General features: G+C 56.0%; 12 protein-coding genes and 1 tRNA gene. 3 read left to right on the top strand and 10 right to left on the bottom strand.

Annotated elements, in window-relative coordinates; genetic code table 11:
- The 9 genes from K9N21_14335 to K9N21_14295 all read right to left on the bottom strand — a co-directional run.
- On the bottom strand, positions 1 to 231 hold a 231-nt coding region (locus K9N21_14335; GenBank protein MCF8145091.1), incomplete at its 3' end, for a hypothetical protein.
- 465 nt (positions 232 to 696) lie between these two features.
- Positions 697 to 773, bottom strand: a tRNA-Arg gene (locus K9N21_14330).
- A 74-nt stretch (positions 774 to 847) separates the two neighbouring features.
- Positions 848 to 1,258, bottom strand: a complete 411-nt coding sequence (locus K9N21_14325) for a cyclic nucleotide-binding domain-containing protein (protein ID MCF8145090.1) — start codon at positions 1,256 to 1,258, stop codon at positions 848 to 850.
- Positions 1,259 to 1,376: 118 nt separating this feature from the next.
- Positions 1,377 to 3,110 (bottom strand): FAD-dependent oxidoreductase, encoded by a 1,734-nt coding sequence (locus K9N21_14320; GenBank protein ID MCF8145089.1) that lies wholly within the window; start codon positions 3,108 to 3,110, stop codon positions 1,377 to 1,379.
- A gap of 236 nt (positions 3,111 to 3,346) precedes the next feature.
- Positions 3,347 to 4,498 (bottom strand): metallophosphoesterase, encoded by a 1,152-nt coding sequence (locus tag K9N21_14315; GenBank protein MCF8145088.1) that lies wholly within the window; start codon positions 4,496 to 4,498, stop codon positions 3,347 to 3,349.
- A gap of 123 nt (positions 4,499 to 4,621) precedes the next feature.
- Positions 4,622 to 5,551 carry a lipoyl synthase gene (gene lipA / locus K9N21_14310; GenBank protein ID MCF8145087.1) on the bottom strand — a complete coding sequence of 310 codons (930 nt, stop codon included), beginning with the start codon at positions 5,549 to 5,551 and terminating at the stop codon, positions 4,622 to 4,624.
- A 117-nt stretch (positions 5,552 to 5,668) separates the two neighbouring features.
- Positions 5,669 to 6,430, bottom strand: coding sequence for a lipoyl(octanoyl) transferase LipB (lipB, locus tag K9N21_14305; protein ID MCF8145086.1), 762 nt, complete (start codon positions 6,428 to 6,430; stop codon positions 5,669 to 5,671).
- 94 nt (positions 6,431 to 6,524) lie between these two features.
- Positions 6,525 to 7,946 (bottom strand): FAD-dependent oxidoreductase, encoded by a 1,422-nt coding sequence (locus K9N21_14300; GenBank protein ID MCF8145085.1) that lies wholly within the window; start codon positions 7,944 to 7,946, stop codon positions 6,525 to 6,527.
- Between the two features lie 946 nt (positions 7,947 to 8,892).
- Positions 8,893 to 11,016, bottom strand: coding sequence for a multicopper oxidase domain-containing protein (locus K9N21_14295; protein MCF8145084.1), 2,124 nt, complete (start codon positions 11,014 to 11,016; stop codon positions 8,893 to 8,895).
- A gap of 880 nt (positions 11,017 to 11,896) precedes the next feature.
- Between K9N21_14295 and K9N21_14290 the strand changes: the two genes are divergently transcribed.
- The 3 genes from K9N21_14290 to K9N21_14280 all read left to right on the top strand — a co-directional run bounded on the left by K9N21_14290 (position 11,897) and on the right by K9N21_14280 (position 12,936).
- Positions 11,897 to 12,166, top strand: a complete 270-nt coding sequence (locus K9N21_14290; protein MCF8145083.1) for a BrnT family toxin — start codon at positions 11,897 to 11,899, stop codon at positions 12,164 to 12,166.
- Positions 12,166 to 12,486 (top strand): antitoxin, encoded by a 321-nt coding sequence (locus K9N21_14285; GenBank protein ID MCF8145082.1) that lies wholly within the window; start codon positions 12,166 to 12,168, stop codon positions 12,484 to 12,486. Before K9N21_14290 ends, K9N21_14285 begins: the two co-directional genes overlap by 1 nt.
- A 108-nt stretch (positions 12,487 to 12,594) precedes the next feature.
- A complete protein-coding gene (locus tag K9N21_14280) occupies positions 12,595 to 12,936 on the top strand; it encodes a DUF1016 N-terminal domain-containing protein (protein ID MCF8145081.1) in 342 nt (113 codons plus the stop codon).
- Here K9N21_14280 and K9N21_14275 read toward each other — a convergent pair.
- Positions 12,822 to 13,217 carry a regulatory protein GemA gene (locus K9N21_14275; protein MCF8145080.1) on the bottom strand — a complete coding sequence of 132 codons (396 nt, stop codon included), beginning with the start codon at positions 13,215 to 13,217 and terminating at the stop codon, positions 12,822 to 12,824. The two genes, K9N21_14280 and K9N21_14275, sit on opposite strands and share 115 nt — an antisense overlap.
- Positions 13,218 to 13,263 lie beyond the last annotated feature (46 nt).

Genomic DNA, 13,263 nt, shown 5'->3' with positions numbered 1-13,263 from the left:
TTCGGTGATGGCATTGGGCGGCGCTTTCGGTACGACGATGCCGGCCTCGGGATCGAATGAAACGGTCTCGGCAAATGCCTCATGTATGGGGCCGTGGGTGAGTATATCCACTCCCTTGGCAACATCAGGGGCCTCTTCCTGGGCGCCTGCAGCCCGGAGTGACACCGGCCCCGTCCCCATCACGGCCAGGATCGCCAACATGCACATATGTCTAATCAATTGCCGATTCATAGTCCTCCTCCTTGATCTCAATATCTATGGAAAGGCTCCTCATTTCACGGGGCCTGCGGCTGCCTTCACCGTGAGACATCCCTGAACCATCACATTTCTCGGCCTCGCGATGTGGCGACCCTCAGTGACACCTTCCTGCGCTCTATCGCTTACAGCACTTCAAATATTATAAGAGAATGTCAGGTGGGGGTCAAGAAAGAGGGGCATCGTCGTCCTTATGACCGCCGTGATTTTTCTTCTCACCCTCCTCCCTTTCACGAAGCGCACACGGAACGGGTCCTGCTTGGGACCCATTAAGGAGCGTAAAAACTACTCCAGTGGGCGCACTGGGTAATCCTATCCCAGGCAGGTGGGATAGCTTCCGATACTATTTTCTAAGGCCATGTGTGTCTTCGGATGGATGGGTGGATATTCGTGGTGGGGGCGAGAGAATCGTACGCCTCGGATAATCTTAACTTGAAAGGATGGTGGGCGATGCGCGACTCGAACGCGCGACCTCTGGTTCCGGAGACCAACGCTCTATCCAACTGAGCTAATCGCCCACTGATATACCTCTTACCAGCTTTTTTCCGGAAGGTCAAGGAACGTTAAACCAAAGTTCCTGTCCGATGGGACCTTATTCAGAATAATATTTCATCCGCTTCCATGCCAGGTCTTTGAGCCACTTTATGAGATCAGGCGACATTCCCTCGATATCCTCGATATGCCACTCAAGGATCCGGGTCGGTTCCGCCGCCTTCAGTGTCACCGTGCGTTTGCCTTGCGGGCTGATCGTGCCCACCTCTCCCACGATTTCACCGGCCTCCAATTCTCTTACCACATACCCGTTTTCCGCGACCACCTGGACCTTGCCCAGGGCAATCAGCGCCAGGGTTCCTCCGGAGATCTCCCCTTTCCGGTAAATGTCGTCTCCCGGGGAAAATTCTCTGGTGCCTGCTTTGTCCATCAGTACTTCAAGGTCTGCCTGCGGGAGGTCCTTAAACAGCTCACTTGCTTTCACCACGTCCCGTATCGCGTCTAAGTCCATGTCAAATCCCCTTTGTCAGAAGTCTCATAGAATCTCCTGCCTGTGCGATCCTTAAAATCTTTGATGAAGAAGCAATGCACAAGTACTTTTTGGCTGCGGCGGTCAGGCGCCCCCAGGCTTATCCATCATCCGGAGAATCCGATGCCAGAAGATCGAGGCCCCACTTTTTCATGGCGGCAACGCCTCCCTGAAGGTTATAGGTATTATGGATGCCCATCTGATCGAGGGTGATCTGGGCCTCGTAGGACCGGACGCCTGTATTGCAGATCAGGACCAGATTTTTATCCCTCGGCACCTCCGCCATACGGGCGGTCAGCTCATCCTGGGGGATGCTCTTCCAGTCGCGCGGATATTTATTGACAAAAGCCTCTGCATTTCCCCAGCCGCGGCAGTCCAGAAAAAGCGTGTCGCCTTTATCCCTGCCCAGCCACCACTCTGCAAATGCATCCGCATCGATGATCCGATTCCTCCCCTCCAGGGTGTTTTCAGCCGCATTTCCCAAAGCGTTGAGGATATCCATGGCCGAAGAAAACGGGGGTGCATAGGGGAGCTCGAGATTGCTGATGTCGGCAACGGAGGGCCGGTACCTGAGGATGGCTGCCACTGCGCTGACCCGTGCAAACATCCCTGAATTGACGCCCCCCAGTCCCTGGATTCCCAGGACCCTCCGGGTCCCCTTTTCCACCACCAGTTCCAGATAGACCAGGTCTTTTTCCGGGAAAAAGTGGGCGCGGTCAAACTGGACCACGAATACGCTCAGGGCGTCAAAGCCGTGGGATCGGGCCTTCTCAAGGCTCAGTCCTGCGCTGGCCACGGATAAGTCGAAGAGTTTGATGACAAAGGTGCCGACAGCCCCTTCAAACACGGCGTTTCCTCCGGCAAGATTGGTCCCGATGACCCGCCCCTCCCGGTTGGCCAGAGATCCGGAAGGAAAGTAGGCCCGCTTTCCCGTCACCAGGTCAGGGATCTCCACGCAGTCCCCCCCGGCATAGATATTCGGATCCGAGGTCTCCATCCTTTCATTCACCACAATGGCGCCTTCCGGAGAAATATCGAGACCCGCCTCCCTGGCAAGATCCGTGTTGGGAGCGACCCCTACCGCCATGATCACCAGATCTGCATCCAATTCGCGCTTGTCGGTCACCACACGGTTCACCCGGCCTTCCCCTTCCAGCCGGAGCACCTGCTCCTTCAGAAAAAAGGATATCCCGTTTTCCGCCATCTGATGCTGTCCCATCCGGGCCATGACCGGGCTGACGATCCCCGGCAGTATCTGGTCCGCGATCTCCACCACGGCGGTTTCAATGCCCCACAGGTCGGCCAGGGCCTCGGCCATTTCAAGACCTATGGCGCCCCCGCCGATAATCACCGCTTTTCCAACGCTACCCCCTGCAACCTTATTCTTGATGGCCACGGCCCCGCCCAGATCCGATACCGTGAAGACCCCGTCCAGGTCGACGCCCGGTATGGGAAGCCGCTTGGGTCGACTTCCGGTAGCCAGGACCAGCCGGTCATAGGGGAGGGCCTCCTCCCTTCCGTCCTGCACGTGCTGCACATGGAGTTCCTTTCGACTCCGGTCTATGGAAACGGCCCTGGCATTTGTGAGGACATCGATATCTTTTGCATTTTTGAAGAATTTTTCATCGCGAAGCATGTGAAAACTGGTGGACTGGAGCTGGCCTGGATCGCTTACATCACCGGATACAAAATAGGGGATCCCGCACCCTCCATAAGAAATCAGGTCGCTCTGATCGATCATGGTGACCATTGCATCGGGCGCCAGTCGTTTGAACCGGCAGGCGGCCTTGGGTCCCAGGGCCACTGCACCCACAATGACGACATTCTGTTTCATATCAAGACTCCTTAAATCCTTTGGAATGGGACGGCTCCCTTATATACCATCAGTGGAAGGATTTCCAACAGTTTCCCACCACATTCGCCCCTTCCATCAAGAGACCTCGTATATTGCGCTTAATAACGGCAACCGCGGAAGAATGCCCGGACCTCTTTCAGGGGCCGGTGTTCCGTGGCCGGCAGGGGATGTGGTCCGGCTGGAGAGATGTTTTCACCCACGGCTTGAAACATCTTTCAAAAGGTCTGTTCCGTGTCTCTTCCGTAAACCAGGTCGATGATCGCTATCTCCGGAGGGGCCAGGAATCGAATGGGCGGCCCCCACGTGCCTCCCCCCCGGCTCACGTAGAGATAGGCTCCCTTCCTCAATCTCAGCAGCCCCGAGTCCACCGGGTACAGCATCTTGATGATGAGGCTGAACGGAAAGATCTGACCCCCGTGGGTATGGCCTGAAAGCTGGAGGTCAAAATTCCGGTCGCCGGTATGCGCGACATAGGGCCTGTGCTTCAACAGGAGGGCGAACCGGTCCATAGGGGCCTGGGAGAGCAACTCTTCTTCCCTCTCTTCCGTGGAAAGGCCGAACCGCCGGCCGGCCGCATCATCTACGCCGGCAATGAAGATCATTCCCTTTATGTCCGCCCCGGTCCCCCTGAGGACCGTAAATCCCGCGGCCTCGGTAAAGGCCAGGGACCTCCCCAGTCCGGCATAGAACTCGTGATTGCCCGTAACCGCAAACTTTCCGTACGGGGTGTGAATGCGTTCCAGCATATCTGCCAGGCCTGACGCGTCATCCATCTGTCCATCCACCAGATCGCCGGTGGAAACCAGGATATCGGGTTTCGCTTCCCGCACCTTCCCGAGGATATTTTCCAGTCTCCCCTCACCCACGATCCGTCCCAGGTGCATATCCGAGATCTGGACGATTCTGAGTCTACCCAACGATTTCGGGATCTTGGGCGTCCGAATGGTGAGATGTTCCTTCCGAATGGTAAGGGCCTCCAGGTATCCATAGGCGGTCCCGGTAACAGAGACGGCCAGGGCAGCGAAAAAGACCACCCGGGCACTCGGGATCCATCTGTCCGCCCTTCCGTGAAGAAGATACGTCCCGACTCTACAGATCAGGCCATAGAGATCCATGAGCAAGACGGCGCACACAAACAGAAACAGAAATCCCATCCAGATATATCCGGTAATGGCCAGGATCCTGGAAAAGGCCTCCACCCCGTGCCGTTCGAGCACCCGCACAAGGACCGGACAGAAGAGCATGAAGAGCATGAAACAGGCCAGGACCGCGCCGGCCCCCCTGCTCAGGACAAAGGCCTTTTGCACCTTCAAAAAGGCATAGAAGTGAAGGAGGCCGTAGAGTGTCAGGAAAACGGATATAAACACGAGAAATCTCAACAATCGCCTCAAGGGTACTGGATACTTGTTGCCGGTCGAAGCGTAGCGCAGATCCCACGGTACGCGGGATTGCTCACCACTTGTTACTCCCTACTGCTTACTCCTTACTCCCTACTGCCTACTGCCTACTCCCCGCTCCCTGCCCCCTGCTCCCCGCTCTTGCGCCTGCCGCCAAAGCGCCTCCGCCTGATAGGAACTCCTGACAAAAGGCCCGGCGGCCACGGCCCGAAAGCCCATTTCAAGGGCCTTTTCCCTCCAGCCGTCGAACTCCTTCGGAGGGACATAGCGTTCCACCGGGAGGTGCTCCTTAGACGGCTGGAGATATTGCCCCAGGGTCAGGATCCGGCATCCTGCATCAAGAAGATCCCCGAAGGTGTCTTCCACCTCCCCGTCCGATTCACCCAGACCCAGCATGAGCCCCGATTTTGTGGGAACGGACGGATCCGCTTCACCGGCCCATCGCAGAATATCCAGTGACCGTCGGTAGTCCGCCCCCGGCCGTACCCGGGCATAAAGGCGCGGAATTGTCTCCAGGTTGTGGTTCAGGACAGCGGGCCAGGCATCCATCACCTTCAGGAGGGCCTCCCTGTCCCCCTTAAAGTCGGGGATCAGGACCTCGACGGCTGCATGGGCCACGCTTTTGCGAATCTCCTCGATAGTTTTCGCGAAAATCCCTGCGCCGCCGTCAGGGAGATCGTCCCGTGTGACAGAGGTGATCACAATGTATGTCAGACCCATCTCCATAACGGCCTCTGCCACATGGACCGGTTCACGGGGATCGATCGGGGCCGGCCCGCCATGTTCCACCGCGCAGAACCGGCAGGCCCGTGTGCATCGGGGACCCATGATCAGGAAGGTCGCGGCGCCTCTTGAAAAGCACTCCCAGATATTGGGACAATGGGCCTCCTGGCAGACGGTATGAAGGCGGCTCCTTTCCAAAAGGCCCCTCACCCCCTCATAGGCAGGGCCTGTGGGCAGTCTTCGTTTGAGCCATTCCGGCTTGTGGGGGCCGGGTTTTAGATTATTCTTCTGCTTAGACATCAAACCCTCCGTTGGGAAGTGACCAAATGGACTAAAAGGACAACGCAGCGTGGCTGCAATCAAAAAAAGGTCCCGCGCCAAGACGACAAGGCGGAAAGAGTATTTTTTAGCGCGATTTCAATAAGAAGGGACGCCTTTGTCCCCAAGCTGCAAACATAGCACCCCCATCCCTGAATCCCTCGCAATATCCGTCATGACTATCTCAACTTCGAAGATATCTTCCAGATGATGTTTGACGTTTTGGCGTACATCCTCCATGGACACGCGCTGCCCGAGTTTCTTTTCCATGGATGTGATGCCGATTCCCCGGAGACCGCAGGGGTTTATCCACCCAAAAGGTTCGAGTGCCAGGCTGACATTGAGCGCCACGCCGTGGAAGCTGATCCCCCGGCGGACCGCGATACCGATGCTTGCCAGTTTGCTGTTACTCACCCATACCCCCCGGTTGCGAGGGTCCCGGCCGGCCGTGATCCCCCAGTCCGCCGCCACCCGGATGACCGCCTCTTCCAGCATTTCCACGTAGTCCGCCACCCCCAGACGGGCGGCATTCAGGTCGATGATCGGATAGATCACCAGCTGGCCGGGACCGTGAAAGGTGATATCCCCGCCCCGCTCCACCTGGATAACCGGGATGCCCCTCTCTTGGAGCATATCCTCGGACACCGTCAGATTCCCCATCCCTCCCCTCCGGCCCAGGGTAAATACCGGGGGGTGCTCCAGCAGAAGAATCACATCCGTGTCGAGGCGCCTCTCCCATCTCGCGGCCACCAGATCCGTCTGGAGGGTCCAGGCGTCTTGGTAATCGATCCGGGGGAGATCGACGCAGAGACATTTTCTTCTTGGAAAGGCGGCCACAGGGTGCGGGTTTGTTGGGTTCATTGGGTTCATGGGTTTGGTTTTCTCAGCCCGACCCGAACTGCAGGCCAATCATCCACTCAAGCGGCATCCCATATCCGGTATCGAGCATCCAGCATCAATCTGAAGTGCTTTCGCGCCGGTCGGATGGAAGAAAGACCGTCTCACATTTTTTGGGCGGAAGCCGGAGTCGTTTTAGACCTACCTCGGCGAGCTGAGACAGCGGATCGATCATCTGTGAGACCGGCGGGTTATAAGAGAGTTCAGCGTCCAAGAGATCGTACAGGGTCATCTTTCCGTGAATGGCCAGGGCCAGGAGATTGATGCGCCAGCCGGCCCCCTCTTTTCCCACGGCCTGTCCCCCCAGGATCTTTCCATCCGCCTGATTCACAATCACCCTGAGATGGACGTCCGTTACATCCGGCATGTAGTGGGGCCGGATCTCCCGGCGTGTGGACACGGCCCTGGCATCATACCCAAGGTCTCTGGCGGTCCGGAGCGTATACCCGGTTGCGGCGATCTCCAGGTCCCCCACCTTCGTGAGGAAGGTATTGAGCGCCCCCGGATAGGTGGTATCCCCGCCGGCCGCATTAACCCCCGCGGTCATTCCCTGCCGGTAGGCCGAGGTGGCGAGCTGCATGACCACAGGGGTGTGATCGATGCGGGAATAGGTGCGGACCAGGTCCCCGATGGCGTAGATCCCCCTGACAGAGGTCTCCATCCGGTTGTTGACCGTCACAAGACCGTTTTCCATGGCGATGCCCGCGGACTCGGCCAGCCGCGTGTTGGCCCGCATGCCCGCCGCCATGACCACAATGTCGCAGGGGATGGCCTCCCCGGCAATGGTCACCGATGTCACCTCCCCCTCCCCGTCGATGCGGTCAATTCCTTTGCCGAACAACACCCGTATGCCCAGGGCTTCCAGCTGTTGGACGATCGCCTCCCCCATCTCCGGATCCAGGTTGCGGGGAAACGGGGCCGGGGTGCGCTTGGTGACGATCACGTTGAGACCCCGTCGCCTCAACCCCACGGCCACCTCCAGCCCGGACGCGCCGGCGCCCACCACCACCGCCTGTTTTTTCCCCGGACTTGCGGCCGCCTCCAGGAGGGCCCGACTGTTGTCGATATCCGACACAAAATGGACACCCTTCCCCACGAATTCCCGGGCGCCGGGGATGGGGAGGTTTATGGGCGAGGCCCCGTTGGCGAGGATGAGGGCGTCGTAGCGGATTGATTTCTCCCTGGACGCGGCCAGGTCCATTGTGGTGATGGTCTTCTTATCCGGGTCGATGGAAACGGCTTCGTGCTGAAGGAGCTTGACCAGTCTCTCTTTCACCTCCGGGACATGGTATTTCAGGTCATCAAAATCCTTCACCACCCCCTCGATCGCAAAGGGAAGACCGCAGGGAGAGAATTGATCGAAGTCCCGCTTTTCGATAAAGGTGACCCGGCATTTCCGGTTGAAGCTGAGGGCGGCCCTGGAGGCGTACAGGCCTCCTGCACCCAGCCCGACGATGATAATATCCAAGGGTTGATTCATATTCGTGGTCTTTCCTCCCTGCTCAAAAAGAGAATTTTGGACCCTGATAGAGGCAGATGATCCCTGGGTTTTTAACCGCGCTGATCCGGAAAACAGGCCTGCCCGGCATTTTACGAGGCCGGTGGGTCGAGACCGGCGGAGGAGAGGGATGGCGGCAGGGGGGTAAACACCCGTTTCGCCCTTTGTCCATCTTCTGATCAGACGCTGATAAGAAGCCCCACAAATCGACCGGTTATCAAGAGTATGATGTAGATGGCGGTGACGGTCAAGCCAAAATTGCCGAATGCCGACGTGGAGCGAGTATGCGAAGGTCTCCAGACTTTTGTTATTCTTCCATCTGGGACGACAGACAGAAGAGCGCATTAGGCCCTTGTTTGCAACTTCCACGCGATTTGCGGAGAAGTTTTGTTGAACCGCCAAGGCGCCCCAGTGAAATCCTCCTTCGGAGGCTGCATAGCAGCATTTCACGGGGTAAACAAAGGACGCGAAGAAGGCTTGATGGGTCTTTTCTGATCCTGGAAGAAGGATTCAGGATCAGAACGGACCAAGCCCTGCCGGGCGGCAGCTCGTTATTCGATCATCGCCTTTAGACAAAAAACTCTCTGTGTCTTGGTGGCTTTGTGTGAGTCCCACATGGCGGGATTGGTTGTGGCCGTCCGGCCGTTTTAGGGAATTACAGGTTGTGTCCCGTCAAAAGGCCGATGGTTCCGGCCAGGAGATAATATGCGACCACCCCTTAAATTCGGAGGGATGCACAGGTCTGTAGAATCACTTGTTAAACCAAAACAATAAGCACAGGGGCGCAACTTCGATGCCAACTCTATTTACAATGGCGTTGTTCCGATGTTGACTTATTGGCAACAAAGGGACATCGCCCCCCTGTTCATAAACAGAAAAACAGGCCGCATGTCAGCGACCTGTTTTTCTGTTGCTGGATATGATGTTATTACGGAAGCGGCGGCTCCGTCTCTCCAGGCGACATGACATATACCGGCCGCATCATCTCGTTGTCCTCGTGTTCGAGGATATGGCAGTGCCAGACATACAGTCCGGGCCTGTCGAAGGTGGCCTTGAGACGGGTCACCTCACCGGGATAGGCAATGACCGTGTCCTTGGCGCCCGTCTCCCACGGTTCCGGCGGCCGCGGCGGCGACGCGGGATCGGGAAAAGCGGGATCCTCGGCAACACCGTCATCCAGATTGGTAAGCCTCTGCCGGTTTACAACCTGAAAATCCACCAGATGCAGGTGAATGGGATGGGCATCGGCCGTGAAATTAAAAATTTCCCATAACTCCGTATCCCCCAACGCGGGTGTTTCCGTGATCACCTCTCCCCACGTCATAGCTTCCGGGTCTCCGTTCTCGTAGGTCCCCAGCAGAGCGGCCGCGGGACCGTCCCATATCTCCGACTCCACCTCATTCAGGCTGAGCTGGCGCGTAACCGTGGGCTCGGGGACGGTCTGGACAGGCACGACAGCCGGTATGGAAAAATCCTCTCCCCTGTTGGGATCATCCACGACCACGCTGAACATCATCACCTGGCCCGTGGTCTGCGGATCCGCGGGGCTGAAATCCTCACCGGGGTTTCCGCCGCCGAAAGGCTCATCAGGCCCCTCGTTCACCAGATATATCCTGGTTCCCGGAGCGAATTTCGAGAAGTCCACGACCACGTCGGCCCGTTCCGCGGGTCCCATGAGGAGTTGATCCACGACCACCGGTGTGGGCAGAAATCCTTCATCCGATCCGATCTGGGTAAATCCTCCCGTCACCTCAACCCAGGTCTCGGAGTCGTTGATATCCGTTGCGGTCACCAGCTTCAGGATGAGAAAGCGGGAATTGCAGCCGTTGAGGAAACGGAAACGGTACATATCCGGCTCCACGGCCTGGACGGGCCAGGTCCGGCCGTTGACAACCATGCTGTTGAAGAATGCCTCCGGGTTCCAGATGGGAGACAGATCGGAATCCGGGTCCGGGATATAGGGTCCGGGATAGCCGTCAAAATCGTACCTGCTGTCCGGATAATAGAGGGACCCGTCCTCGCGAAACGAGCGGTCCTGAACCACAATAGGGATCTCCCAGTAGGGCGGCGCGTCCTTCATGGGATCGGTGGGCGCCCACAGGGGTTCCCCTGCTTTTGGCGCCGGGCGGGGGAGATTGAGGGCGTCTTCAACGGCGTCACGGATGAGCCAGAATCCCGCGGGTCCGGCATACACGTTGACCCGGGTCATCCCCAGGGTGTGATCATGATACCAGAGGGTGGCGGCGGCGTGACTGTTATCGTATTCAAACAGGGCCTTTCCCGGCCCGACCGGTTCCACGGAACCGTAGTTACTTCCCCGGGTCGCATAATTGGACGGGATATTGTTGGCATCGGGCAGATACCAGGCCTCGGGATAGCCGTCGCTGATGGCGTCCACATGGGCCCCGTGAAGGTGGGTTACGATGGGCACGGGACCCACGTAAAACTGGTCCAGGTTATTTATATTGTACGATGCCGTCGTGTCGGGTCTGCAATCGGTACGGTACGTCCCGTCCATGCACTTCAGCATCTCAGGGTTGGCCCAGTGCAGGGTGCGGTCCACAGGCAGAAGGTGCGGAAGGTATTTCCCAGAGTCATCCACCAGGCCGTTTGTCCAGGTGACCCTTGTCACCTCATCAGTTCGCGCTTCCACCGTAAATGCCGGGTAATTGAAGGTGGTCCCGGGCTGGCCCGGCGCCGGGCCCAAAAGATCTCCATAGCTCCAGACGGTTGTCTTGGGAAAGGAAGAAGGCATAATCTGCTGATCAAACTGCTTGACGGCAATCTCGTACCAGGAATCCCAGGGGGTAACCGCCTGCTCATCCTGGGGTAGATCCGTCTTGAGTAGAGCGGCGGGCATTACCGGAGGGATAATCAATGCATCCTGGTATTTTGGGATAACCCTTGAATCCAGAAGCGGAGAGAGACTCCCGATAACAACCTCGCGAAGATTGGAATAGGGACTGAACCCGGTGGCGTCACGGGCCTGGACCGACACATAGAAAGCGGCGTTTTCCCACAGCTTGAATGTGGCCTCCGTCTGTGTTCCCATATCTATGGTCGTGATGGATTCAACGCCGGTAAAGGGAATCGCGGCGGCGGAAAGCGTATAGCCGGATGCCCCCGATACCGGGGTCCACCAAAGGCTGACCCACGATCCCGAGGTAAAGAAACTGAGGACCGGCGCCTGGGGTTGAGAGTGGGCTGTGGGAGTTAAAAAAAAGAGGAAGGCAACAATTGCGGCAAGCATCAGGCGGTTTTTTTTCATGGCATTCCCTTTCTTATCGTGGAAAAGGTTATGGGGCGAAATCATCACAATCGTTTACTCATTTTTGGAAAATCATACATACCTCCTTTTTCCCGGCACGGGAGGCCGGGTAGGCCATGAGCGGAGTATCCATATGAATTGTTCATCAGGCAATGGGGTCAATCCCGCATTCTCAGGGTCAATCCTGTATTTTCCAAGTATTCCATGGGTAAATGCATTTCCTGCGACACGGAGCGTCATCCTGGACACGGCAAGGAACAAGGGTTCATGATCCCGTTCGGCCCCCGGGTTCCCAAGGCGGCCTGACGGCCGCAACCAAAAAAAATATTGATGCACCTCACTACCGGCACGGAAGATAACAGGAGCAGGTCAGCGGGGCCGGGGCTGAAAGACCCGCGGCAGGAACGGTAAGGGGGGCCCAACTTCTTTCAGACGGCCGGCCCCGGGGTCTTCCGGGGCATAGGGTCTATCGGGAATTTTCCTTCTCCCCCGCCCTTTGGTGCTTCAGGACGTTCTTCAGGGATTCAATCAACTTGCCGGCCTCCTTCTTGGAAAAGGCTTCGATGCTTTCTCTGTAGAATCACTGGTTCTGTTCCAATACCAATAAATAACTCCTCACCCATCTACTATTGACAAAAGGCAGACAATAGGCTAAATTCATCAAATGAAATACTTGAATTGGGATCAGGAAAAAAACGAGATATTGAAGATTAAACGAGGAATTTCTTTTGAGGAAGTTGCTCTTTTAATCGAGTCAGGTCAGATACTCGGTATTGAGGAAAACGCAAGCAGACATAACCAAAAAATATATATCCTGGGAATTAATAAGTATGCTTTCATTGTACCTTTCGTAGAGAAGGAAAACGAAATATTTCTAAAAACGATATTCCCAAGTCGTAAATATACCAAACTCTATGATTTAAAGGAGGAGTAATGGCTAAAATAAATAAAAAGGCCTTTGAACCAATTGACGAAGAAGAAAGAGAATTGATGGCGTCTATCGATAATAATGAATGGCGTTCAGTCAAAAACTTCAAAGAGGAAAAAGAAAAAGCTGAATTAGCAGCCCGAAATACCTTAAAAAAAGATAAGCGCATCAATCTCCGGTTGCCTCAAAAAGACTATCATCAAATTCAGGTAAAAGCCATTGAAGAAGGCATTCCATATCAGACTCTTATTTCAAGCATCATACATAAATATTTGAATGGCACCTTAACCCCAAAATCGTCTGAACAAAACAAAGGCATTAGCTAAGGCAAGGCGTTCCGCCTTGCTTGTTTATGCCTGCAGTTGCACTAAAACAATAACCACAGAGACTCACCTTCGCTGCCAACTGTATTAGAGCTGGAAGAGTTCCCGGACATGCAGGGACTGTGGCCGCGCAATCTGCCCTTCATGCGTTCGCTTGCAGCCGCCTATCCCGATACCGAAATGGTGAAACAGCTTGTTTCACATTTGCCCTGGGGGCATATCATTTACCTACTGCAACGGGTCAAGGACCATGATGCAAGAAGCTGGTATACCAGAGCCAGCATTGCCAACGGGTGGTCGCGCAGCGGCCGGCCCCGGGGTCTTCGGGGGCATAGGGTCTATCGGGAATTTTCCTCCTCCCCCGCCCTTTGGTGCTTCAGGACGTTCTTCAGGGATTCAATCAACTTGCCGGCCTCCTTCTTGGAAAAGGTTTCGATGCTTTCCTTCTTATAGTATTTCTTCAGAAAATTCTTGAAATGGGGTTCGTCCCACTCGAGTTGGGCCTTAAGATCCCGAATGAACATCTTTTGCCTGAAGCTGATACCGTTCTGCTTGGCCCGGTAGTATTTGCTCCTCGCAAAATAGTTCATGAGCTTTCGGAATCCGCGCTCATCCAGGTCCTTGGCGGATCGGACCCCGGCGAACTTCTCCAGGGTATCGCGGTATTCCGTATCGGAAAGATTCAGTTCCTTTTTGACGATATGTATGACGGCCAGCTTATTCGGGTCGAGCATTGCGGCTCCTGTGTATGCAATCCGGAGAAACCCCGGCATTAAGGAC

The sequence above is a fragment of the Deltaproteobacteria bacterium genome (assembly GCA_021737785.1).
Lineage (GTDB): Bacteria > Desulfobacterota > DSM-4660 > Desulfatiglandales > Desulfatiglandaceae > AUK324.
Note: the sequence above shows the minus strand (reverse complement) of the source record. Positions and strands in the feature narration are given on the sequence as shown.